At 68.9% G+C, this 23,292-nt stretch carries 21 protein-coding genes and 2 tRNA genes; 7 read left to right on the top strand and 16 right to left on the bottom strand.

Annotated features, from left to right (window positions below; genetic code table 11):
* Positions 1–120 precede the first annotated feature (120 nt).
* The 5 genes from clpX to ACFWDI_RS38930 all read right to left on the bottom strand — a co-directional run bounded on the left by clpX (position 121) and on the right by ACFWDI_RS38930 (position 4,831).
* A complete protein-coding gene (clpX, locus tag ACFWDI_RS38950; RefSeq protein ID WP_385311614.1) occupies positions 121–1,413 on the bottom strand; it encodes an ATP-dependent Clp protease ATP-binding subunit ClpX in 1,293 nt (430 codons plus the stop codon).
* A gap of 145 nt (positions 1,414–1,558) precedes the next feature.
* Positions 1,559–2,242, bottom strand: coding sequence for an ATP-dependent Clp protease proteolytic subunit (locus ACFWDI_RS38945; RefSeq protein ID WP_327323605.1), 684 nt, complete (start codon positions 2,240–2,242; stop codon positions 1,559–1,561).
* Positions 2,243–2,300: 58 nt separating this feature from the next.
* Positions 2,301–2,906 (bottom strand): ATP-dependent Clp protease proteolytic subunit, encoded by a 606-nt coding sequence (locus tag ACFWDI_RS38940; protein WP_385311618.1) that lies wholly within the window; start codon positions 2,904–2,906, stop codon positions 2,301–2,303.
* 240 nt (positions 2,907–3,146) lie between these two features.
* Positions 3,147–4,562 (bottom strand): trigger factor, encoded by a 1,416-nt coding sequence (tig, locus tag ACFWDI_RS38935; RefSeq protein WP_385311612.1) that lies wholly within the window; start codon positions 4,560–4,562, stop codon positions 3,147–3,149.
* Between the two features lie 192 nt (positions 4,563–4,754).
* Positions 4,755–4,831: transfer RNA gene (locus ACFWDI_RS38930), tRNA-Pro, on the bottom strand.
* A gap of 154 nt (positions 4,832–4,985) precedes the next feature.
* Here ACFWDI_RS38930 and ACFWDI_RS38925 point away from each other — a divergent pair.
* Positions 4,986–5,056: transfer RNA gene (locus ACFWDI_RS38925), tRNA-Gly, on the top strand.
* A 120-nt stretch (positions 5,057–5,176) separates the two neighbouring features.
* Here the strand turns inward: ACFWDI_RS38925 and ACFWDI_RS38920 are convergent.
* On the bottom strand, positions 5,177–5,371 hold the full coding sequence (locus ACFWDI_RS38920; protein WP_327323607.1) for a hypothetical protein: 195 nt from the start codon (positions 5,369–5,371) through the stop codon (positions 5,177–5,179).
* 422 nt (positions 5,372–5,793) lie between these two features.
* On the opposite strand from ACFWDI_RS38920, the gene ACFWDI_RS38915 reads away from it, so the two are divergent.
* Complete coding sequence (locus ACFWDI_RS38915) at positions 5,794–6,948, top strand: acyltransferase family protein (RefSeq protein ID WP_385311610.1); 1,155 nt, start codon at positions 5,794–5,796, stop codon at positions 6,946–6,948.
* A gap of 71 nt (positions 6,949–7,019) precedes the next feature.
* On the opposite strand, the gene ACFWDI_RS38910 is transcribed toward ACFWDI_RS38915, so the two are convergent.
* From ACFWDI_RS38910 to ACFWDI_RS38900, 3 genes are all read right to left on the bottom strand, one after another.
* Positions 7,020–7,463 carry an HD domain-containing protein gene (locus ACFWDI_RS38910; RefSeq protein WP_385311608.1) on the bottom strand — a complete coding sequence of 148 codons (444 nt, stop codon included), beginning with the start codon at positions 7,461–7,463 and terminating at the stop codon, positions 7,020–7,022.
* Positions 7,464–7,534: 71 nt separating this feature from the next.
* Complete coding sequence (locus ACFWDI_RS38905; protein WP_385311605.1) at positions 7,535–8,344, bottom strand: ABC transporter ATP-binding protein; 810 nt, start codon at positions 8,342–8,344, stop codon at positions 7,535–7,537.
* A gap of 137 nt (positions 8,345–8,481) precedes the next feature.
* Entirely contained in the window at positions 8,482–8,904 is a 423-nt protein-coding gene (locus tag ACFWDI_RS38900) for an ATP-binding protein (RefSeq protein ID WP_385311616.1), read from the bottom strand.
* Between the two features lie 152 nt (positions 8,905–9,056).
* On the opposite strand from ACFWDI_RS38900, the gene ACFWDI_RS38895 reads away from it, so the two are divergent.
* Positions 9,057–9,905: a helix-turn-helix domain-containing protein gene (locus ACFWDI_RS38895; protein ID WP_385311603.1), complete on the top strand. Its 849-nt coding sequence runs from the start codon at positions 9,057–9,059 to the stop codon at positions 9,903–9,905.
* Entirely contained in the window at positions 9,865–10,146 is a 282-nt protein-coding gene (locus ACFWDI_RS38890; protein WP_385311601.1) for a DUF397 domain-containing protein, read from the top strand. Before ACFWDI_RS38895 ends, ACFWDI_RS38890 begins: the two co-directional genes overlap by 41 nt.
* Here ACFWDI_RS38890 and ACFWDI_RS38885 read toward each other — a convergent pair.
* Positions 10,143–11,318, bottom strand: coding sequence for an amidase (locus tag ACFWDI_RS38885; protein WP_385311600.1), 1,176 nt, complete (start codon positions 11,316–11,318; stop codon positions 10,143–10,145). The two genes, ACFWDI_RS38890 and ACFWDI_RS38885, sit on opposite strands and share 4 nt — an antisense overlap.
* 239 nt (positions 11,319–11,557) lie before the next feature.
* Entirely contained in the window at positions 11,558–12,703 is a 1,146-nt protein-coding gene (locus tag ACFWDI_RS38880; RefSeq protein ID WP_327323618.1) for a PP2C family protein-serine/threonine phosphatase, read from the bottom strand.
* 106 nt (positions 12,704–12,809) lie between these two features.
* Here ACFWDI_RS38880 and ACFWDI_RS38875 point away from each other — a divergent pair, with 106 nt between their 5' ends.
* On the top strand, positions 12,810–14,039 hold the full coding sequence (locus tag ACFWDI_RS38875; RefSeq protein ID WP_385311598.1) for a GNAT family N-acetyltransferase: 1,230 nt from the start codon (positions 12,810–12,812) through the stop codon (positions 14,037–14,039).
* 106 nt (positions 14,040–14,145) lie between these two features.
* Here the strand turns inward: ACFWDI_RS38875 and ACFWDI_RS38870 are convergent, their stop codons facing one another.
* Both ACFWDI_RS38870 and ACFWDI_RS38865 read right to left on the bottom strand, forming a co-directional pair.
* Positions 14,146–14,880, bottom strand: coding sequence for a hypothetical protein (locus tag ACFWDI_RS38870; RefSeq protein WP_385311596.1), 735 nt, complete (start codon positions 14,878–14,880; stop codon positions 14,146–14,148).
* Positions 14,877–16,259, bottom strand: coding sequence for a right-handed parallel beta-helix repeat-containing protein (locus ACFWDI_RS38865; RefSeq protein WP_385311595.1), 1,383 nt, complete (start codon positions 16,257–16,259; stop codon positions 14,877–14,879). Before ACFWDI_RS38865 ends, ACFWDI_RS38870 begins: the two co-directional genes overlap by 4 nt.
* Positions 16,260–16,312: 53 nt before the next feature.
* Between ACFWDI_RS38865 and ACFWDI_RS38860 the strand changes: the two genes are divergently transcribed.
* Positions 16,313–17,590, top strand: coding sequence for a Dyp-type peroxidase (locus tag ACFWDI_RS38860; protein WP_385311593.1), 1,278 nt, complete (start codon positions 16,313–16,315; stop codon positions 17,588–17,590).
* 66 nt (positions 17,591–17,656) lie between these two features.
* Here ACFWDI_RS38860 and ACFWDI_RS38855 read toward each other — a convergent pair whose 3' ends face one another.
* The 3 genes from ACFWDI_RS38855 to ACFWDI_RS38845 all read right to left on the bottom strand — a co-directional run bounded on the left by ACFWDI_RS38855 (position 17,657) and on the right by ACFWDI_RS38845 (position 21,533).
* Positions 17,657–19,849 carry an SdrD B-like domain-containing protein gene (locus ACFWDI_RS38855; protein WP_385311591.1) on the bottom strand — a complete coding sequence of 731 codons (2,193 nt, stop codon included), beginning with the start codon at positions 19,847–19,849 and terminating at the stop codon, positions 17,657–17,659.
* 386 nt (positions 19,850–20,235) lie between these two features.
* Positions 20,236–21,045: an Fpg/Nei family DNA glycosylase gene (locus tag ACFWDI_RS38850; RefSeq protein ID WP_385311590.1), complete on the bottom strand. Its 810-nt coding sequence runs from the start codon at positions 21,043–21,045 to the stop codon at positions 20,236–20,238.
* The gene (locus tag ACFWDI_RS38845) at positions 21,045–21,533 is read right to left on the bottom strand and encodes a ribose-5-phosphate isomerase (protein ID WP_385311588.1); all 489 of its coding nucleotides are present in this window, start codon (positions 21,531–21,533) and stop codon (positions 21,045–21,047) included. The genes ACFWDI_RS38850 and ACFWDI_RS38845 overlap by 1 nt, the downstream gene beginning before the upstream one ends.
* 182 nt (positions 21,534–21,715) lie before the next feature.
* Between ACFWDI_RS38845 and ACFWDI_RS38840 the strand changes: the two genes are divergently transcribed.
* Entirely contained in the window at positions 21,716–23,233 is a 1,518-nt protein-coding gene (locus ACFWDI_RS38840) for an amino acid permease (RefSeq protein WP_385311587.1), read from the top strand.
* Positions 23,234–23,292: the final 59 nt, after the last annotated feature.

Genomic DNA, 23,292 nt, shown 5'->3' with positions numbered 1-23,292 from the left:
TATACTTTTGCGTGTTTTTCTCGACCTCTATCACAGCCTGTCTTAAACTATCAACACCAAAAATGGGGCGCCCGGCCAGTTCAGCTGGCCGGGCGCCCCTTCGGCGTAAGTACCTAACCGCTACGCGGACTTCTCGTGGCGCCCGTCGTCCTTCACGATCCGCGGCTCCCGCGGCACCAGCGTCGGGTTCACGTTGTTGTGGACCACGTCCTCCGTGATGACGACCCGGGCCACATCCTTGCGGGACGGGACCTCGTACATCACCGACATCAGGACTTCCTCCATGATGGCCCGCAGACCCCGCGCACCCGTCTGGCGCAGGATCGCCTGGTCCGCGATGGCCTCGAGCGCGCCACGCTCGAAGTCCAGCTCCACGCCGTCCAGTTCGAACAGCCGCTGGTACTGCTTCACCAGCGCGTTCCGCGGCTCCACCAGGATCTGGAGCAGCGCCTCGCGGTCCAGGTTGTGGACCGAGGTCAGGACGGGCAGCCGGCCGATGAACTCCGGGATCATCCCGAACTTCACCAGGTCCTCCGGCATGACCTCCTGGAACTGGTCGCTCGCCTCGATCTCGCGCTTCGAGCGGATCGTCGCGCCGAAGCCGATGCCCTTCGCGCCCGCACGCGACTCGATGATCTTCTCCAGGCCGGAGAAGGCGCCGCCCACGATGAAGAGCACGTTCGTCGTGTCGATCTGGATGAACTCCTGGTGCGGATGCTTCCGGCCGCCCTGCGGCGGGACGGAGGCCGTCGTGCCTTCCAGGATCTTCAGCAGCGCCTGCTGGACGCCTTCGCCCGAGACATCGCGGGTGATCGACGGGTTCTCGCTCTTGCGGGCGACCTTGTCGATCTCGTCGATGTAGATGATCCCGGTCTCGGCCTTCTTGACGTCGTAGTCGGCCGCCTGAATCAGCTTCAGCAGGATGTTCTCGACGTCCTCGCCCACATAACCGGCCTCCGTCAGCGCCGTCGCGTCGGCGATGGCGAACGGGACGTTCAGCATGCGCGCGAGCGTCTGGGCCAGCAGCGTCTTGCCGGAGCCCGTGGGGCCCAGCAGGAGGATGTTGGACTTGGCCAGTTCGATCGCATCGTCCCGGCCCTGCGCGCCGCCGTTCTCACCGGCCTGGACGCGCTTGTAGTGGTTGTAGACCGCTACCGAGAGGGCCTTCTTCGCGGGCTCCTGCCCGACGACGTACCCCTCGAGGAACTCGTAGATCTCGCGCGGCTTGGGAAGTTCCTCCCACCGCACCTCGGAGGTCTCGGCGAGCTCCTCCTCAATGATCTCGTTGCAGAGGTCGATGCACTCGTCGCAGATGTACACACCGGGGCCTGCGATGAGCTTCTTCACCTGCTTCTGGCTCTTTCCGCAGAACGAGCACTTGAGCAGGTCGCCGCCATCACCGATGCGTGCCACGAGGTGCTTCCCCTTCGCCTGGGAGCAGCTTGGTTCAGCCGGCTCCTGGTGCCTCATATCCGACGGTACCTTGCCTGGCCCCCCGTTCGGGCCCCCCTTGGCGCGGTTCACATTGTCGTGCACCGCGCCAAGGGCGCCGGAGCGGTCAGGCGGCCGCTGCGGCCGTGCTCTTGCGGGTCGAGACGATCTGGTCGACGAGGCCGTACGCGAGCGCGTCCTCGGCGGTCAGGATCTTGTCGCGCTCGATGTCGTCGCGGATCTTCTCGATGGGCGTGGTGGAGTGCTTGGCCAGCATCTCCTCGAGCTGCGTCCGCATCCGCAGGATCTCGTTGGCCGCGATCTCCAGGTCGGAGAGCTGCTCGCGGCCGGTCTGCGAGGACGGCTGGTGGATCAGTACGCGCGCGTTCGGCAGGGCCATCCGCTTGCCGGGGGTACCGGCGGCGAGCAGCACGGCCGCGGCGGAGGCCGCCTGTCCCATGCAGACCGTCTGGATGTCCGGCTTCACGAACTGCATCGTGTCGTAGATGGCGGTCAGCGCGGTGAAGGAGCCACCGGGGCTGTTGATGTAGATGGAGATGTCGCGGTCCGGGTCCATCGACTCCAGGCACAGCAGCTGAGCCATGACGTCGTTGGCGGAGGCGTCGTCGATCTGCACGCCGAGGAAGATCACGCGCTCCTCGAAGAGCTTGGCATACGGGTCGTACTCGCGCACGCCCTGCGAGGTGCGCTCCACGAAGCGCGGCACGACGTAGCGGTTGTCCACCTGCGGGCCGGTGTAGAGGCCGCTGGCGGAGGCGCCGGAGAAGTTGCTCATGTCGGTGTTCACCATCCTGGTGGCGTTCTGCGGGCTGGGGAGACTGGGGGCGCTGACTGCCTGGCGCAAAGGCTCAGGCGCCGGTGCCGCCGCCGCCCGGAACGCCCGATGCGGAGGCCATGATGTCGTCGATGAGGCCGTATGCCTTGGCCTCTTCAGCGGTGTACCAGCGGTCGCGGTCACCGTCGCGGATGATCGTCTCGACGGTCTGACCGGAGTGCTGAGCGGTGATCTCCGCCATGCGCTTCTTCGTACGGAGCAGGTACTCGGCCTGGATCTTGATGTCCGAGGCGGTACCGCCGAGGCCGGCCGATCCCTGGTGCATGAGGATGTCTGTGTTGGGGAGCGCGAAGCGCTTGCCCGCGGTGCCGCCGGTCAGCAGGAACTGGCCCATCGAGGCGGCCATGCCCATACCGATCGTGACCACGTCGTTCGGGATGTACTGCATGGTGTCGTAGATCGCCATGCCGGCCGTCACCGAGCCGCCGGGGCTGTTGATGTAGAGGTAGATGTCCTTGTCCGGTTCGGCGGCAAGGAGCAGCATCTGCGCCGTGATCTTGTTGGCGATGTCGTCGTCGACCTGCTGGCCGAGGAAGATGATGCGCTCGCCGAGCAGCCGGTTGTAGACATGGTCGCCGAGGCCACCACCGATGGACGGCTCACCCGCGGCGTTAGGCATCAGATTCGTCACGTATCCACCTGCTCGTCTCTGACGGCTCCGGCCGTCTCAGCGTCTTCGTACTGGGGGCGGGGACTCCCCTGCCCTCGTATTTATGGACCCTAACGCGCTGGTAGGCGGGCGCCATCCCGCTTCCCGAACTGTTCGCTCGGAGCGCAAGGTGACAGGGGTCCGTATGTACGACGACGGGCCCCGGGCGCATGGCGCGTCCGGGGCCCGTCGTAGGGCTCAGCGCGAGGCTCAGGCCTCGGTCTTCTCCGCGGCCGCGTCGCCTTCGTCGTCACCGTCGGTGTCACCGTCGACGACGGCCTCGACGGTCTCGGCGGCGGTCTCGGTCTCGTCCTCGTCGTCCTCGAGGTCGACGAGCTCACCGTTGGTGTCGACGACCTTGGCGGCCTCGACGACCACGGCGAGCGCCTTGCCGCGGGCGACCTCGCCGACGAGCATCGGCACCTGGCCGCCTTCGACGACGGCCTGGGCGAACTGGTCGGGGCTCATGCCGGAGGAGGCAGCGCGCCGCATGAGGTGCTCGGTGAGCTCCTCCTGGTTGACGTTCAGCTTCTCCTTGTTGACCAGCTCGTCGAGGATGAACTGGGTCTTGATGCCCTTGATCGCCTGCTCGGACGTCTCGGCGTCGAACTCTTCCTCGGTCTTGCCCTGGATCTCCAGGTACTTGGCGAGGTCGATGCCCATCTGACCGAGCTGGTGGTGCTCGAGGTTGTGCTTGCGGGTCTTGACCTCGTCCTCGAGGAGCTTCTCGGGGATCGGGACCTCGGCCAGCTTCAGCAGCTCGTCCAGGACGCGCTCCTGGGCCTGGGTGGCCTGGTCGTACTGCTTCATGTTCTCGAGGCGCTTGCGGCTGTCCGCACGCAGCTCCTCGAGGGTGTCGAACTCGCTGGCCATCTGCGCGAAGTCGTCGTCGAGCTCGGGGAGCTCGCGGGCGGTGACGGCGGTGACCTTGACGGTGACCTCGGCCTCCTTGCCCTCGGCGCTGCCGCCCTTGAGCTCGGAGGTGAAGGTGGTCTCGCCGTCGGCCTCCAGGCCGGTGACGGCCTCGTCGATGCCGTCGAGCAGCTCGCCGGAGCCGATCGTGTACTGGACGCCGCTGGCGACGCCGTCCTCGAGGACCTCGCCGTCGACCTTGGCCTCGAGGTCGATCGTCACGACGTCGCCGTCGGCGGCGGCGCGCTCGACCGGGTTGGTGGAGGCGAAGCGGCCGCGCAGCTCCTCGACGGCCTTGTCGACGTCCTCGTCGCTGACCTCGACCGCGTCGACGGTGACCTCGATGCCGGAGTAGTCCGGGATCTCGATGACCGGGCGGATGTCGACCTCGGCGGTGAAGGCCAGCGTCTCGCCGTCCTTCAGCTCCGTGATGTCGACCTCGGGCTGGCCGAGCGGGTTCAGCGAGGCCTCGTTGACCGCCTCGGTGTAGAACTTCGGGAGGGCGTCGTTGACAGCCTCCTCCAGCACCGCACCACGGCCGAACCGCTGGTCGATCACTCGGGCCGGGATCTTGCCCTTACGGAAGCCCTTGACCGTGACCTGCTGGTTGATCTTCTTGTACGCCGCGTCGAGGCTGTCCTTGAGCTCCTCGAAGGGCACCTCGACAGTGAGCCGAACCCGAGTCGGGTTCAGGGTCTCCACGGCGCTCTTCACGGTTCGGTCTCCTTGGTGGATTCTGGGGTTCTGCTGCGTCCGCCGCACTGGAGGCGGCTCAGCGGATCGGCCCTGCTTCTCGTCGGACTCGCCGGCTTTCGTCGGACTCGTCAGACACACGGGCACGCAGCTTGCATAGTAGCCGCAAGCAGGATGAGCCCCACAATGCGATCTTGAAGACGATCGTGGTGATGGTCGGGGTGGCCGGATTCGAACCGACGACCTTCCGCTCCCAAAGCGGACGCGCTACCAAGCTGCGCCACACCCCGTCGGTGCGACACGTAGGGTACATGCCCGCAGGCTGTGCGGCTGCCGCATTCTCCGGCGGGGGTTGCGGGGCGGAATGGGGTGTGCGGCACCGCCCCCGGACCCGCTACGATGCTCTTCGTAACCGCGGCCCTCGTGACCTGCGGTGCGATGCTTGCGGGCGTAGCTCAATGGTAGAGCCCTAGTCTTCCAAACTAGCTACGCGGGTTCGATTCCCGTCGCCCGCTCTCGAAGGCCTCAGGCCCGGCTCGATGGTTGACCATCGAGCCGGGCCTGAGGCGTTTTCGCCGATTCCCTGAGACGTCGCCGACGCGCGGGATCAGTCGGCCGACTCGGGCCGACTCAGGTCAGAAGTTGATGTTGTTGATCGTCTGGGCCAGCGAGTCGAGGAATTTGTTGATCGACGGCGCCATGCCCGTCGAGGCGAGGAAGAAGCCGAACAGCACCGCGACAATGGCGGGTCCGGCCTTGAGGGAGCCGCCGCGCATCAGCACCACGAGGATGATCGCCAACAGCAGCACCACAGACAGTGAAATGGCCACAACTGATCACACCCTCGGTCGGTCCACCTTGCCGGCCCGGGAGCGTGCAGCCCAGCACACCCCCGCCACGACCATGTTGCCACCAACAGCCCCATACATGCTCCCCGCTGACGAATCATCGACGACGGGATCACGCCAACCGCACGCCTGTGCACGCCTCGTGGCGAAGGGGCGACTCGGCCGTAGGGGCGAAATACGGGACGGAATTCGGCCTGATCGTTTCCATGCCCCCACAACTCGGTCACACGAAATTCGACAGCTTGCGGTGAGGAAATTCACCCTGTCGTAAGCCCGTGACGAAATGCACCATTTAACGGGGATTAATTGGGGCATATGGTGCGGTTGGTGCCCGTGTCAGATTCGAATGGGAGACGGGCGGAAGGGTTTTACTAAATCGAATGGACGAGGCTAAGGTGCCTCAGATGTTCCACGCTCCGCACGGATATCAGAGGGCCCCGCTCCCCCCGGGCCGGGAGTCGGAGCCCGTCCCTACGACGCAGCAGGCACGCACGCCTGTTCGTGACACGCCTGGCGAGAAGTCCACCCCGAAGTCCACCAGGCGAGACGCATACTTCGACAACGCGAAGTATCTGGCCATCGTGCTCGTGGCGGTGGCGCACGCATGGGAGCCGGTGATGGACGGCAGCCGCGCCTCCCGGGCGCTGTACCTGCTCGTCTACACCTTCCATATGCCGGCCTTCATCCTCATCTCCGGCTACTTCTCGAGAAGTTACACCGGCCGGCCCGACCAGCTCAGACGTCTGCTGACCGCGATCGCCGTGCCGTACATCGTCTTCGAAGTGGTGTACTCCCTCTTCAGACGGTGGGCCCAGCACGCCCCCGAGCAGCCGATCAGTCTGCTCGACCCCTTCTATCTGACCTGGTTCCTGGCCGCTCTGTTCATCTGGCGGCTGACCACTCCGCTGTGGCGGCTGATCCGCTGGCCGCTGCCGGTGGCGCTCGCGATCGCCTCGCTCGCCGCGATGACGCCGAACATCGGAGCCGACCTCAACCTCCAGCGCGTGCTGCAGTTCCTGCCGTTCTTCGTGCTCGGGCTGCTCCTGAAGCCCGAGCACTTCCAGCTGGTGCGGCGGCGGGAGGTGCGGCTGCTCGCGCTGCCGCTGTTCGCCGGGGCGGGCCTCTTCGCGTACTGGGCCGCTCCCCGGATGAACTTCAGCTGGCTCTACCGCTCCAGCAGCGCCCAGGAACTGGGGGTGCCGTGGTGGACGGGGATCGCGATGACCCTCGCGTTCTTCGGATGCGCGGTGCTGCTGACGGCCGGGTTCCTGGCCTGGGTGCCGCGCCGCAGCACCTGGTTCACGGTGCTGGGCGCCGGCACCATCTGCGGCTATCTGCTGCACGGGCTGCTGATCAAGGCCGCGGACTACGGACATGTGTTCGAGACGTACACCTGGCTGAGCGACCCGGGCGGCGAGATCTTGCTGACGTTCGTCGCGGCGGCCGTGGTGACGCTGCTGTGTACCCCGCCGGTGCGGCGGGCGATGCGGTGGGTGACCGAGCCGGAGATGGCGTGGGCGTTCCGGCGGGACACGACGGAGCTCGGTCCGCGACGGTGAGCCGGCCTGTCCTGGTTCAGGCCGTCCGGTCCACCCGGGTCCGGCTGAATGCCGCCTGAGTGCTGCCTGAATCAGGACAGGCCCAGCAGCCCGCGCACCTTCGCGTACTTCGCGGTCAGCCGGGTCCGCGTCGCCTCGTCGAGGACCGCGAGCCGCGCCGGGTCGGCGTTGTGCGCCAGATCGGCCTCCTTGACCAGGCGGGCACCGGGAGTGGCCAGAATGCGCCTCGTGTAGTCCTCCAGGTCCTCGCCCTTGCGCTTGGTGAGTGCGAGGACCATCTCCTTGACCGACTGCGGCAGCGCGGCGGCCTCAAGCCACTCCCGGGACAACGCGTCGTCCTCGACGGAGTCGTGCAGCCAGCCGGCCGCGATCTGCTCGTCGCTCCCGCCCCGGGCACGTACGCCTTCCGCGACGGCGGCGAGATGCTCGGTGTACGGGCGGTCCGCCTTGTCCGTCTGGGCCGCGTGGGCCTCGCGGGCGATCGCCTCGACCTCGGAGAGCGTGAGATATGGCATGGGCACGACTGTACGGGTGCCTGCGGCGGGGCCGCCCCGGCCGTTCGGTGACGAACATAGGGACACGAGCACTACGCAGCTGCTCCGGCAAAGGCGGGGGCGGTCAGGGACGTCATACGGGTGGCGATCTGCGCGGCGCTCGCGCGCGGCAGGCTGTCCGCGATCGCGCCGTCCGCGAGGAAGAGCACACGGTCGGCGTACGCGGCGGCCGCCGGGTCGTGGGTGACCATGACGACGGTCGCGCCGAGGCGGTCCACGGCGGAGCGCAGCAGCGCGAGGACTTCGGCCGCGGTGGTGGTGTCCAGCGCGCCGGTCGGCTCGTCGGCGAAGACGACATCGGGCCGGGTGACCAACGCGCGGGCGATCGCGACCCGCTGCTGCTGGCCGCCGGAGAGCTCCGCGGGACGGCGCTTGGCCTTGTCGGCGAGGCCGACCTGCCCGAGTACGTCGGCGGCCCGGCTGCGGTCGGCGCGGTGACCGGCGAGTCGCAGCGGCAGGAGGACGTTCTGCTCGACCGTCAGTGACGGCAGCAGATTGAAGGCCTGGAAGACGAAACCGAGGCGGGTGCGGCGCAGCACGGTGAGCTTGTTCTCGCTCATCCCGGTGATCTCGGTGCCGCCGAGGCGTACGAACCCCGCGGTCGGACGGTCGAGACCCGCCGCGCACTGCAGGAACGTGGACTTGCCGGAGCCCGAAGGTCCCATCACGGCGGTGAAGCTGCCGTGCGCGAGCGTGAGATCGATACCGCGCAGGGCGTGGACGGCGGAGGCCCCGCGGCCGTACTGGCGGCGTACGTCGTGGAGTTCGACGGCCGCGCGGCTGTCCGGTGCGGGCGCGGCGACGTCCTTGTCATGTCGGCGCTTGCTGCGTCGCAGGCCCATGGTGTTCTCCGCCTTCTGTCTTCTGTCTTCTGTGAATGTGCTGGTCGGTGCTTCGACGCTACGGATCGGGGGTGGGGCGGGCCATGGCGTCGGCTGGCGGATCGGTGGTGGGGCTGTCCCCACCACCGAGGGCGTCCTCAATCGCCGGAGGGGCCGGCCACGGGGCAGGCCCGGTCACCATCAGGGTCCTTCGCCTCGCACTCGAACCACACCGTCTTGCCGCCCCGCGCGAGCGGTACGACGCCCCACCGGTCGGCCATCGCCTCGACCAGCAGCAACCCCCGCCCGCCCTCGGCGAGACCGTCCGGGTCACCGCCGGGGGCGGTCGTCCGCAGCAGCCCCGGCGCGCCGTCGGTGACCTCGATCCGTACGCCGGACGCCTGACGCAGGACCAGCAGCGCACACCGCCTGTCCGGTACATGCCTCACCACATTCGCCAGCAGCTCGGTGACCGCCAGCTCGACCGCGTGGCTCAGCTCCTCGAGTCGCCAGAGGTGGAGGTACGAGCGGACGATCCGGCGGAGATGCCGCGCTGAATGCTCACCCACGGTGAAGGCCATACGGTACGTCGCGGGTGGCGCGGCATCGATCTGGTGCACGATAACTCCCGGTGGGGCAGGACAAGTTGGATTGTTCCGCCACCAAGCCTGCGGTCGCCCGGTTACGCTCGGCTACGACCTGTGAGCAACCCTGCGTACCGTTGGGGGAAGTCGTGACGCACATCCGAGACCTCGACCCGAGCGCGTCCCCGCTCGACTACTACGGCGCGGAACTGCGGCGGTTACGGGAAGCGGCGGACCTCAACCAGAAGCAGTTGGGCTCGATCATCTACTGCACCGGCTCGCTGGTCGGCCAGATCGAGACCGCGCGGAAGGTCCCGACCAGGGAGTTCTCGGAGCGCGTGGACGCGGCGCTGGGGACGGAGGGGGCGATGTCGCGGCTGGTGGGGTTGGTGCTGCGGGGCCAACTGCCGTCCTGGTTTCAGCCGTACGCGGAGCTGGAGGCGCGGGCGACGTATATCTCTACGTACCAGGCGCAGGTGGTGTACGGGCTGTTGCAGACGGAGTCGTACGCGCGGGCGCTGCTGGAGGTCGACCATCCCGAGAGGGTCGTCGAGATGGTGGCGGCCCGCCTGGATCGCCAGCGCATCCTGGCGCGGAAGACCCCACCAGTCCTGTGGGTAGTGCTGGACGAGTCGGTGCTGCTGCGTGGCGTGGGTGACCGCAAGGTCATGCGAGATCAACTCGGGCACCTGTTGGACTTCGTGAAACGCCCTTGGGTGCAGATCCAGGTGCTCCCCTTCTCGGTGGGGCAACATACCGGAATGATGGGGTCGTTCAACCTTCTGCGCTTCGAGGACGATCCGGACCTCCTCTACGTCGAAAGCTACGACTCCGGTCACGTCACGGCCAATTCCACAGTGATCAGGGAGCGTTCGCTCGGTTACGCTCGCTTGCAAGCTGCGGCTCTCTCCCCCGAGGACTCGGCCGCACTGATCGCTCGTGTGATGGAGGAACGCTATGGGGACCGACCAGGACCTGACGAAGACTGCGTGGCGTAAGTCCAGCTACAGCGGGACCAGCGGAGGCGACTGCGTCGAGTGCGTCACCCTCGGCGACACCGCCTGGCGCAAGTCGTCGTACAGCGGCGACAACGGCGGCGAGTGCGTCGAGGTAGCCGCCTGCGCCGCCACCGTCGCCGTCCGCGACTCCAAGAACCCCGAGGGCCCCGCCTTCGCCGTCCCGGCCGCCGCCTTCGCGGCCTTCGTCGCGGCCGCCGCCGACGGCGAGTTCAACAGCTAGGCAACGCCCGCCAGTTCAAGCAGCGCCCGGTCGCTCCCCCGGCCTGCGATCACGGCCAGCCCCACCGGCAGTCCATCCACCGACATCCGGGGCAGTACCAGACACGGCAGGCCCGCGCCGCTCGCCAGGCAGGTGAGGCGGAACGTCGCCTGCCGGGTGGCGGCCTTCCGCTCGGGGTCCTCATCGATCAGGGGCGCGGGGCCGGCCGCCGCGGGAAGCAGCAGCACCGCGTCCTCGGGAAGGGCGGCTCGCAGGTCCCGGGCGGTCCGGTGGACCACCGCCTCCGCGGCGGCCCGCTCCTCCGGGGTCACGGCGGCCGCACGGGCGAACCGGGCCTCGACGCCTGGTCCCAGCGTCCCGGGATGAGCGGTGACCCAGGCCCCGTCGCACTCCCATACCTCCGCGCCTTGAGCCGTAGCAAAGGCCGCTGCCCTCTCCCCCGGGTCGCCGCCCAGGGACGGGACTTCCTCGATCCGCAGGCCGAGCCGTTCGGCCAGGTCCGCGGCGGCCGGGCCGAAGGCCTCGCGTACCCCCTCGTCGGCGAGGGCGAGGAGATCGGCTGCCACCAGGGCCGTACGGAACGGGCGTTGACCTTCATCGCCCCGCGCAGGCAGGAGTACGTCGCCCAGCCGCGCCAGCGTGTCCGCGTCCCGGGCGAGCCAGGCGACGGTGTCGAAGGAGGGGGCCAGCGGCAGCATGCCCGTGGTGGGGACCAGGCCGTGGGTGGGCCGCAGGCCGTAGAGCCCGCAGTACGACGAGGGGACCCGGATCGATCCGGCGGTGTCGCTGCCAAGTCCGGCGTCGGCCTGGCCGAGGGCGACCGCGGCGGCCGGGCCGCTGGAGGACCCGCCGGGGACGCGGCCGGGTGCGGCCGGATTGGGCGGGGTGCCGTAGTGCGCGTTCGTGCCGTTGAGGCTGTAGGCGAATTCGTCGGTCTGCGCGATGCCGGTGATGTCGGCGCCGGCGTCGAGCAGGGCGGCGACGGCCCAGGAGTGCGAGGGCTGTGGCTCGGCCTCGGCGAGGCGGGCGGGGTTGCCGGCGCCCTGCTTGTGGCCCGCGACGGCGTGGACATCCTTGACGGCCAGCCGTACGCCGTGGAGCGGACCGGTGCGGGATCCGGCGACCAGCGGGTTGCCGCGCTCGCGCCAGACCGTGCTGTCTGTCGTGGCCATCAGGGCTCCTCGGGATGCGGTCGTGGCGTCCAGCATCTCTTGAACCCGTCCGTCGTGGACGGCGCACAGCCTACGGCCGTGTCCTCAAACGCCGGACAGGCTGGAAGCGCACTCCCCAGGACACGGTCATGGCTCCGGGCATCTCAGAACTGTCCGTCGTGGACGGGGGCATGGCCTTCGGCCAGGAGGTGCCGGACGGGCTGGATTTCAAGCCCGTCCGGCGATTGAGGACAAAACGCTTACGCCTCGCGGCACAGAAGCAGCAGCGCCCGGTCGTCGTTGACGTCCTTCGCCACCGCCTCGATCAGATGCCACGCCGCGCCCTCGAAACCCGAGGCCACATACCGGTCGGCCTCCCCGGTCAGGCGGTCGATGCCCTCGCTGATGTCGCGTCCCGACGCCTCCACCAGGCCGTCCGTGAAGAGCATCAGTACGTCGCCGGGGCGCAGGGAGCCCTTGACCGGGTCGAACTGCGCCCCGTCGTAGACACCGAGCAGCGGGCCGTCGGTGTCCTTCTCCTCCCAGCGGCCGCTTCCCGCGTGCAGTTGGAGCGCGGGCAGATGGCCCGCCGACAGCAGTTCGTAGTCGCCGGAGTCCAGGTCGAGGACGAGGTGGATCGAGGTCGCGAAGCCCTCGTCCCAGTCCTGGCGGAGCAGATAGCCGTTGGCCGCGGGCAGGAAGCCGTGCGGCGGGAGCGAGCCGAGCAGGCCGCCGAACGCGCCGGACAGCAGCAGCGCACGCGAGCCCGCGTCCATGCCCTTGCCGGAGACGTCGGTGAGGACGACCTCCAGGGTGCGGCCGCCGTTCGTACGGGCCGCGACCACGAAGTCGCCGGAGAAGGACTGGCCGCCCGCCGGGCGCAGCGCCATCTCGTGGTGCCAGCCCTTCGGCAGCTTGGGCAGAGCGCTCTGTACCCGGATGCGTTCGCGCAGGTCGAAGAGCATTGTTCCGCCGCGCCGCCAGGGCACGCCGACTCTCGCCCGGAACTGCGCTATGAGCAGACCGAAGAAGCCGCAGGCCGCGACGGTCAGTACGGTGCCCGGGGTGACTCTCGCCGGGCCTTCGGTGTACGGACCGAGCACGACCGACTCGATGATCAGGGCCGTCGCCGCCGCCGCGTACAGACCGAGCAGGCTCGCCGGGCGGAGGAGAAGGCCGCCGGCCACGATCGGCAGGACCAGCGCCGCCGGGGAGACCCAGACGGGGACCACTATCGAGCCCCATGTGAAGGCCGGAATGGTCAGCAGCAGCCCGGCCAGAGCAATCCAGTCGGAGCCGTCGCCGCGGAAGTAGTCGACTCCGGATTTGCGCAGCGCGATACGTGCCCGGTGCACCGCTTTCCGCAACCGGGCCGTGAACGAGTCTGCTGCAGAGGCACGGGCCATTGCCGTGGACCCTATCCACCCGGTCGCCTCCCGCGCAGGGGGACCCCTGTGACAATGCGTTCGAAATCGGGTCGCCCCGATGACGTAGCCCTGGTAGGCATGGCATATGACGACAGAGGTGCGGGTGCTGCGTCCGTCCGAATGGGACGACTGGTACGGGAAGTTGATGCTCGCCTTCGGCGGCCCCGGGGAGGCACCGGAGGAGCGCGATCTGTGGGATTCGCTCACCGAGCACGAACGCTCGATCGGGGTCTGGGACGGCGACTACTGCGTGGGGACGGCCGGAGCGTTCTCGTTCGGGGTCTCGGTCCCGGGCGGCGCGACGGTGCCGGCCGCGGGCGTGACGATGGTGAGCGTGGCGGCGACGCACCGGCGGCGCGGTGTGCTCACCTCGATGATGCGCCGCCAGCTCGACGACGTACGCGGCTGGGGCGAGCCGCTCGCCGTGCTGACGGCCTCCGAGCCGGAGATCTACGGACGCTTCGGCTACGGGATCGCGACACAGCAGATGTCGGCGCAGATCGACACGGTCCAGGCGCGGATCAACGTTCCGGAGGGCGCCGACGCGGTTCGGCTGCGGTTCGCGAAGGTCGAGGATGTCGCGCAGGAGTGCGAGGCGGTGTACGTCCGCAGCATCGGTTCACGGCCGGGCATGCTCGCCCGCAAGCCGGGCTGGGAGCGGCTGCCGCTGCTCGACCCGCCGGGCGATCGTGACGGCGGCTCGGCGATGCTGTGCGTGGTCGCCGAGCGGGAGGGCGAGATCACCGGCTTCGTCCGCTTCCACAACAAGGCGGACTGGGAGCCGCGCGGCCCGAAGGGCACCATTGTGCTGCGGCACATCGAGGCGCTCGACCCCGTGACGTACGCCGTTCTGTGGCGCTTCCTCTTCGACATCGACCTGACCGTGCAGGTCGTGGCACGCAACCGGCCCGTGGACGATCCGCTGCTGCACCTGGTCAACGATGTGCGGCGGTGCGAGGTCCGGGTGCGGGACGGGTTGTTCGTACGGCTGGTGGACCTGGGGGCGGCGCTGGAGGCGCGGACGTACCAGACGCCGCTGGATGTGGTCTTCGACGTCGAGGACGCCTTCTGTCCGTGGAACACCGGGCGCTGGCGGCTGACCGGCGACAGCAAGGGCGCGTCGTGCAAGCGGACGGACGACGAGGCGGATCTGGCGCTGTCCGTACGGGAGTTGGGGGCGGCATATCTGGGCGGGGTGTCGCTGACGGCGCTGGCGGGGGCGGGGCGGGTACAGGAGCTGCGGGCGGGGGCGCTTGCCGAGGCGTCGACCGCGTTCGGCAGCGACCTGGCGCCCTGGCTGCCGCACGGCTTTTAGTTCCCGAACCCGCCCCTTCCCGCTTATCGATATGCGGGTGGGGGCAAGCCCCCGGACCCCGTACGCCCTTCGGGCGTATCGACACCTCTGGCCAGGCCGCCTGCCGTCAGGCGGGGAAGTCGGCCACCAGCCATTGAGTGCCATTGCTCAGCCGTGCGGAAAAGCGGCGCAGTCTGCCGTCCGCGTCGATCCAGTAGCGGGTGCGCCCCGGGGGGCGGGCAGCTTGCGGGGAGGCCGCTTCGGGTACGGCGCCGGATGGGCCGGCGAACACTGTGACGGTGACTCCTCCGGCCTCCTCCTGGCCCAGCCGGCGTGCGCCGCTGTGCGCGAGCAGTTGGGGGTTGTCCGGCCGGTCGGCGGCGAGGTTGAGCAGGAGCAGCAGGGTGGTGTCGATGGTGGACGCTCTGGCGGTGAGCGGGCGTCGGGCCCAGCCGTCATGGGGTGGGGTCGCGGGTAGCGCGCTGGTCCAGTCGTGCCTGACCGAGACGGTGGCGCGGTCCCAGCGCAGCAGGTGACGGCCGTGTCCGAGTACGCCGCCGTTGCCCTGGAGGACGGCGAGGCCGGTGAAGTGGCGCCAGTCGAGGCGGCCGGTGAGCCGGGCGGGGTGTCCCTGGGCCGGGATGTCGGCTGTGACCTCGGCGGTGCCGCGGCGGTAGTTGGTGAACCGGGTGAGTGCGAGCAGCTCGGCTTGCCCTGTGGTCAGTGCGGGGACGGCAGCGGCGGGGGCCGGGGCGGGCGGCTGTTGACGGGTGCAGGCTGTGCCGCCGAGCAGGACCAGGAGGGTCAGCGCGAGGCCGCAGGCCGGAGCTGCCTGCGGGGCGCGTCGGTGTGGCGGCCTCATGGGCTGGTCGCTCCTTGATGGCGTCGTGCGGCGAGCAGGTCCGGGCCGGGGAGCGGCACGTGGTCGGGGCGTACTCGGCCGGGCAGGCGGAGAGCCGGGGTGGCGGGGATGGATTCCGCGTGCGGGAGTTGTGGCTGGCCGGGGGGCGCGGCAACGTCCAGGAAGGGGATGCCGACCGGTGCTGGAGCGGGGGGTGTGCGCGGTGCCGTGCCGGAGGTCTTGCTGTTCCCCGAAGGGCAGGGGGCGGTGCGCTGCAGGTCCTCGGGGAGGGTGCGGCGCAGAGTGTTGCCGCGCAGGCAGTTGCCCCGGCCAGGGGCGCGTGCGGATGCCTGGTAGGACACGTCCACCACGTTCGCGGACAGTGTGTTGTCGACCAGTCGGTTGCCCAGGACAGGCACGTCCTCGTGGGAGGCGAGCACGATGCCTGCGCGCGAGTTGCCGCTGACGCGGTTGCGCAGAAGTTCGTTGTGCTGCCCGCCGGCGATGCCGATTCCGATACCGAAGGCCCCGTCCGCCTGTTCGGGTGTGTCGGGGGCGTTGTTGTCGGAGACCAGGTTTCCGGCGACGACGCCGCCCTGCTGGGGGACGTAGGCCTCCTGGTAGTCGGTGTTGATGGTCATCCCGACCCGGTTTTTGGTGAAGCGGTTGCGCAGCACCCAGATCGGGCCGCTGGCGTTGGTGCCCTCGTAGCCGATGGCATTGTGCTCGGCGATGTTGTCCTGGACGAGCACGTGGCAGGGCTTGCACTGGCCCACGTAGAGACCGGAGTCGGCGCTGCCCGAGGCGTAGTTGTGCTCCAGCACCCCGTGCTGGGCGTTGAACGCGTAGATCCCGTAGAGACCATTGGCGTGAGCGGTGACATAACGCACCCGGAAGCCCTCGAGAGGAGGGAAGCGGGCCGGGTCAAGGCGTTGGTAGCCGTCGCTGCCACGTGCCAGTCCGCCGCTGCCATCGCTCATGCCGGTCACCAGGACTCCGTTGAGGAGGTGGTTGCGGACGGTCAGGTTCTCCACCGAGACACCTGCGGCGGTGACGACCACGCCGTTGGAGCGCCTGCCCTCGCCGTCGATGACGACACGGTTGCGGTCGGTGCCCCGCAGCACCACGCGGTCGGTGCGCACCTTGACGCTCTCGTGGTACACGCCGGGCGATACGAGCACCAGGTCGCCGGGACGGGCCCTGTCAAGTGCGGCGTTGATCGTGGCCGCCTGCGTCGGCACTCGGATGGTGGTGGGCCGAGCGGAGCGGTCGGGGCCGTGGCCGGCAGTGCCGATGGACGATCCCGAGCAGCCGCCGCACAGGATCGCGGCGGCCAGCGCGCTGCACAGCGCCATGGCGCGCCGACGGACCGCTGTCCGGCGGAAGTTGAGGGGGATCACGCGAGATTTCTTTCGATCCATGAGGACACCGGACCCTACCTTAAAGTACTCGAATGACCACAGAGAGTACTCACCTGGATGAACCAAGTAAGGATCAGCGGCTGTCGCGGCGCCGGGTGCTCCTCAGGGGGACGGCAGCCACGATGGCTGCCGGGATCGCCGGGTATGCGGTCGCGGCGCACGAACGGCCGGTCACTTTCCCGGCCGACGCAGGACAGGCGCAGAGTTCCCGGTCCGGGACACAATCCGCGGCGGGCATGGTGACCGTATCGGCCCGGGGCAGTCGTCAGGCCGGGGTGGACCGTCCGGTGCAGCCCCAGCAGCACCTGGCCCTGTCGGTCTACGACCTGTCCGGCGCGGGGCAACCGGTCACGCCGGGCGCTGCTTTCGCGCACCGGACGGCGGATCTGGTCGCCGGGCTCGGCCGACGCGTCCTCGCGCTGACGAAGGAGGACGACGCGGCCCTCAGCGGGCTCCTTCCAGGGGACCTGACCATCACAGTCGGGGTTGGCCCACGTGTCGTGGCCGCCGTGGACAGCGGCCTGCCCGGAGCGGCCGAACTGCCCGGCTTCGCTCGGGAGAACATGCCGGATTCTGCCCGGGGCGGCGACCTGATGGTCCAGGTCTGCGCGTCCGACCCGCAGGTGGTGACGCTGGCCGATGGTGCGCTGGGCACCTGGCTGCGGGGGCGCTCGGTGGCGGCGCGCTGGACCCAGTACGGTTTCCGGTCCCCCGCCCGGCCCGGCCCGCTCGGACAGCCGGGACCGGTGCGCAATCTGCTGGGCTTCCTGGACGGCATGGTGGTGCCACGCACCTCTCGGGAACTGGCCCGGGAAGTGTGGCTGCCCGCCCCGACCGGGGTGCGGGGCGGCACGATCGCGGTGGTGCGGCGCCTGCGGCTGGACCTGGCGCGCTTCCTCGCGCAGGACCCCGGGCAGCAGGAACGGGCCGTCGGGCGGCGGCGGGAGGACGGGGCGCCACTCAGCGGCGGCGGGCCGGAGACACCCCTGGACCTGGGCGCGAAGTCCGCCCATGGCCGGTACCTGGTACCGGCCATGGCACACGCGCGGCGCGCCAGCCCCAACGCCACGGGCAGCGGGCTCATGCTGCGGCGCGGCTACAGCTACGCCAACGGGCCGGACGACCGCGGACTGCTGTTCATCTGCTTCCAGCGCGAGCTTCGCACCTTCGTCGCGACACAACAGCGGCTGGATGACGGGGACGAGCTGTCAGGGTTCGCCACGGCCACCGCCTCAGGAACCTTCCTGGTGCTGCCGGGCTTCTCGGCCGGACAACCGCTCGGCGCCTCCCTGTTCTCCGGAGCCGTGTGAGCCGATGAACACGCGGAGGGCCGGGCCGGTCGTGCCGGCCCGGCCCTTCGACGGGTGGGATCTGGATCAGGTGCCCACCCACATGCCCGCGTCGATGTCGTGGTTGACCGAGCCGGGAGGACCGGTCATCACCTTCGCCACGGCGGTCGGGGAGGAGAGGAGACCGCCCGGTGGCACGGCGTCGGAGTTGGTCGTCGGGTCGGAGCCGGTGGTGGGCGTCCACTTGAGCTTGCTGATGTTGCGGTATTTCGCGGGGAGCTTGCTGACATCAGCGGTGGTCTTGTCGAACTCCACCGTGTAGTCGGTGTCCGCCTGGAGCCCGTCGCGGTGGTCGAAGTAGTACTCGCCCTTCGCGTCGGTCTTCTTGGTGGCGACGACCCGCCCGGCCGAATCCTTCAGAGTGACCGTCATGCCAGGGATGCCCAGCGGCTCGTTGACGTAGCTGTTCTGGGTGCCGCCACCGTCGTCGACCCAGACCCGGCTGCCGATCTGTACCGGCGGTTCGTCGCACAACAGCTCCAGGTCGCCCAGCCCATGGGCCTTGCCGAAGCCGCCGTCGTTGGCGTAGACGACGCCGAAACCCTGCTGGGAAGGGTCGGCGCCGCGGCCCCCCGTCGTACGGTCGAAGAACCCGATCCCGCCGGACTGGATGGTGCGCACCGGGTCCATGACGGTGCTGGCGATCTTGTCCTGCTGCAGAGGCAGCGCGAGCGCGCCCTGGGCTGTCTCCCGGTGGATGGTCCCGCTGTACCAGGTGTCGCCGGTGAACCACTCGTTGCCGTTGCGGGGGCAGTCGGCGCCGCCCTCCCAGTGGTAGGTGCCGTCGGACTTGCGGCACACCTTGATGATGTCGCCGCCGGTGTTGGCGCTTTCGTTGTTGGGACCGTTGGGGTTGGCGTTGGGGATCACCAATCCGGACTGGTCGCCGTACCGGTCGCGGAAGCCCAGGACCAGGCCTCCGTCGCGCTCGACCTCGATGTCACTGAGCATGGGCTGCGGGTAGGCCACACCCCCCGTGGGGAACTGCGTCAGGTTGTCTCTCGTCCACGGCTTCCAGTTGCCGGGGGTGGGGTCGACGGCCGGGTCGCGGGGAAAGTTCAGCGGTTCGTTGACGATCGGTGCCGCACCGAACGTGCCGGTGGCGGGGTTGTAAGTCCACACCACTGCCCGCAGTTTGGTCACGTCCTGCGTACTCTCCGCGGAGCAGACGCCTCCCGCGTAGAGCACACCGTCGCGTACCCCCAGGCCCATCGGCCGCCAGTCGCCGGGAGGGGCGCAGGCGGAGTCCGGGATCTTGACCGGCGCGCTCTTGGGGCTGCCCGCCGACGCCTGGGTGGCATCGTAGGTGTACAGATTGCCGTCGTTCATGTTGACGACGTAAAGCTCCGAGCCGTCCGAGGAGATCTCGATGTCGCCGAGAGATTCCTTGCCGGGCCGGTTGGAGAAGGGGGCGTCGATCCGGTTGTTCTGGTCGTGTGCGGTGGTTCCCGCGTTCGGCACGGTCGTGAACAGACTGGTGGTGCCGGTGGTGCGGTCGGTCACATAGACCGCGCCCGGGCCGCCGTTGCCGTACTCGGTATGGCGCTTGGCGTAGGCCCCGGAGAAGATCCGCTTGTCCTTCTTGCGGTATGCGAGCCCGTACACGTTCCCGGTGTCCTGAACACCGGCGATCGGCTTGGGATTCGTGATGCTGCCCGCGGTGTCCCCCCGGGAGCTGTACGGGAAGGTGACCAGGGTCTTGGTGCCCGGCTTGGTCGCCGCCTGCTGGCAGGCGGTGACCAGGGTGGGGTTGTCCTGGCAGTAGTCGTCCGGGTTCCATACGGCCAGGTTGAGGGTGACGTCCCTGCCCCTGCTGACGTCCACGAAATTGAGGTGGGAGGAAAGCCCGGAGCCCGCGAACGCCGGATGAAGGAATCCGTTGCCCGTGGCCGGGTCGTACTTGTCCGGCCAGTCGACCAGATCGACCCGGTATCTTCCCTCGGAATCCACCCAGTCCTCGGGGTCGATGGTCACGCTCCCGTCGGCACCGACCGGGTAGGTCCTCGTCTCTCCCGTGTCGTCACTCGTGAGCCGAATCGTCGCCCCGGCCAGAGCGGTCTGGATCTGAGGGTCGACCGCGCCCCTGGCCGCGTACTCCCTGAACACATTGATCGTGATCTTGCCTTCGCCGGTATCGCCGAAGGCGGACCCTGGCGGTGCCAGCAGGGCACCGGCGCAACTCAGCGCCAAGACCCCCAGCCAGATTCTTCTTCTGGTCATCCCATCCCATCCCATCCTTGCCGCAGAGTCATCACGGAGCGGTGCCCCGAGCAGGTTCCGCTCGGGGCACCGGGCATCCGGTAGCTACCGGCATCCAGAAACGCAGGGCAGGTCTCGTCCGCGGAGTCATGAGTTCTTCACGCACCGATCCTCCCCAGCCATGGCCACCAAGCCATAACCAAGAGTAATCGGTTGGATACGCACTGTGACTACAGGCTGAATGGGTGACCCTGCCCCGACCGGTACAACTCACCCCCGGCGCAGGTCACATCTACCGCCCGGCTCGAGCTGGACTATTGATTGGCCCACTTCAGTGCGGTGCGGACGTGGAAATCGAGCAGGGCGAGCGCCCTTGCCCAACCGTCACGCAAACTGTTGCAGTACAACTAGCCCCGCTGGCACGCCTCGCACCAGAAGAGATTGCGTGCGGCGAGACCGGCGGTGCGGATCTCGCCGCCGCAGACATGGCAGGGCAGCTGTGCCCGGCGGTAGACGTAGACCTCGCCACCGTGGTCGTCGACGCGCGGCGGGCGGCCCATCGCCTCTGGGGTGTGCTCGGGGCGGACGGTGTCGATGCGGTTGTTCCGTACGCCCTCGCGCATCAGCTCCACGAGGTCCGTCCAGATCGCGGTCCACTCGGCGCGGCGGAGGTCCCGGCCGGCGCGGTAAGGGTCGATGCCGTGCCGGAAGAGGACTTCGGCGCGGTACACATTGCCGACGCCCGCGATGACCTTCTGGTCCATGAGCAGCGCGGCGACGGTGGTGCGGGAGCGGGAGATACGGGCCCAGGCCCGGTCCGGATCCTGGTCGGCGCGCAGCGGGTCGGGGCCGAGGCGGTCGTGTATCGCCTGCTTCTCGCCGTCGGTGATGAGTGTGCAGGTGGTGGGGCCGCGCAGATCGACGTACGCGGTGGGGCCGGCCAGCCGCAGCCTGACCGTGTCGGTGGGCGGCGGCGCGGGGGCGGCGCCGAAGTTCACCTTGCCGAAGAGGCCGAGGTGGATATGGACCCAGCCGAGCGGACCGAAGCCGAGGAAGAGGTGCTTGCCGTGCGCCTCGGTGGTCTCCAGGACCTGGCCGTCGACCAGCGCCGCACTGTCGGAGAACTTCCCCTGCGGGCTGGACGCCCGCACAGACCGGCCGCCGAACCTCTCGAAGTGGTCGGCGGCCAGTCGGTGGATCGTGTGCCCCTCGGGCATCAGCCCTGCTGCGGGTGGTGCGCCGGGATCGCGGGGAGCTCGCCGGTCTTCTCGTACTCCGAGAGCATCTCGATGCGGCGGGTGTGACGCTCCTCACCCGAGTACGGCGTAGTGAGGAAAATCTCGACGAACTTGGTCGACTCCTCCACCGTGTGCATCCGGCCGCCGATGGCGATGACGTTCGCGTTGTTGTGCTCGCGGCCGAGAGCGGCGGTCTGCTCGCTCCAGGCGAGTGCCGCGCGCACCCCCTCGACCTTGTTCGCGGCGATCTGCTCGCCGTTGCCGGAGCCGCCGATCACGATGCCGAGGCTCTCCGGGTCCGCGACCGTCTTCTCCGCCGCACGCAGGCAGAACGGCGGGTAGTCGTCCTGGGCGTCATAGATGTGGGGACCGCAGTCGACGGGCTCGTGGCCGTGGGCCGTGAGCCACTCGACGAGGTGGTTCTTGAGTTCGAAGCCGGCATGGTCGGAGCCGAGGTACACGCGCATGTTCCGAGTGTGGCACGCGAGCGCCCGGGTAGCCGTCAGCGGGGTCAGGACCCATACGGGTCGTTCGCCTCCGCTTATCTCCTGGACCTAACGATCCGGAGACGGGACTTCACACATCAGGAGTCGCGGGTTTGAATGCGGGGGCTCGTAACCCGAGTGCTCTCGAACCTAAGGATTCGTCCATGACCTCGCAGCAGACCCTTACGAAGGAAGGCGAGCAGGCCGGTACGACCGGTAAGCCGCAGTCCTCCGACGGTCTCCAGGCCGGACTCAAGAACCGGCACCTGTCCATGATCGCCATCGGCGGTGTGATCGGCGCCGGCCTGTTCGTCGGCTCCGGTTCCGGTATCGCCGCGGCCGGCCCGGCCATCCTTCTGTCGTACGCACTCGTGGGCGCACTGGTCGTCTTCGTGATGCGGATGCTCGGTGAGATGGCCGCCGCCAACCCGACCTCCGGCTCCTTCTCCGCCTACGCGGACCGGGCGCTCGGCCGCTGGGCCGGGTTCTCGATCGGCTGGCTGTACTGGTTCTTCTGGGTCGTCGTGCTCGCGGTCGAGGCGACAGCCGGCGCGAAGATCCTCGAGGGCTGGGTGCCCGCGGTTCCGCAGTGGGGGTGGGCACTGATCGTGATGGTCGTGCTGACGGCGACGAATCTGGCGTCGGTGTCCTCGTACGGCGAGTTCGAGTTCTGGTTCGCGGGCATCAAGGTCGTCGCGATCGGCGCGTTCGTGGTGATCGGCATGCTCGCCGTCTTCGGAGTGCTGCCGGGCTCGGACAACGCCGGTGCGGGCTTCGCACACCTCACCGATGCCGGCGGATTCATGCCGCACGGTGCGGGCGCGATCCTGACCGGTGTGCTGATGGTCGTCTTCTCCTTCATGGGCAGCGAGATCGTGACGCTGGCGGCCGGTGAGTCGGAAGACCCGCAGCGGGCCGTCACCAAGGCCACGAACAGCGTGATCTGGCGGATCGGCGTCTTCTACCTGGGCTCGATCTTCGTGGTGCTGACGCTGCTGCCGTGGAACGACAAGTCGATCGTCGACAAGGGCTCGTACGTCGCCGCGCTCGACTCGATCGGCATCGCGCACGCCGGCGAGATCATGAACGTGATCGTGCTGACGGCGGTGCTTTCGTGCCTCAACTCGGGGCTGTACACCGCCTCGCGGATGGCGTTCTCGCTCGGCCGGCGCGGCGACGCGCCCAAGGCCTTCGCGCGGACGAACTCCCGCGGTGTGCCGCAGGTGGCCATCCTCGGCTCCGTGGTCTTCGGCTTCCTCGCCGTGTTCTTCAACTACAAGTGGCCGGACACCGTCTTCGCGTTCCTGCTGAACGCCTCCGGTGCGGTGGCGCTGTTCGTGTGGCTGGTCATCTGTGTCACCCAGCTGAGGATGCGCGGGATCATTCAGCGCGAGATGCCGGAGAAGCTCGTCGTGCGGATGTGGCTCTTCCCGTATCTGACGTGGCTGACCATCGCGATGATCACGTTCGTGCTGGGCTACATGGTCTACGACGGCGGCGACGCGCGTAAGCAGGTGCTGCTGTCGTTGCTGGTGGCGGCGCTGGTGATCGCGTTCGCGGTCGGGCGCCAGATGTTCAGGCCGAGCGTGTCGGCGGTCACGGCCGAGTCTGCGGTTTCGGCTGATGACGTCGATGCCGACGGCGCCGAGAGCGGTGTGCAGGACGCGGCCACCCGGTCGTAAGTGGTCAACACGCAAGGGGGCCCGCAGCCGTCGGTGGCGACGCCGATGCGGATGTGCGC

Source organism: Streptomyces sp. NPDC060064, assembly GCF_042736455.1.
In the GTDB taxonomy this organism is placed as follows: Bacteria; Actinomycetota; Actinomycetes; order Streptomycetales; family Streptomycetaceae; genus Streptomyces.
The sequence above is the reverse complement of the archived record's forward strand: the minus strand, read 5'-3'. Positions and strand labels throughout refer to the sequence as shown.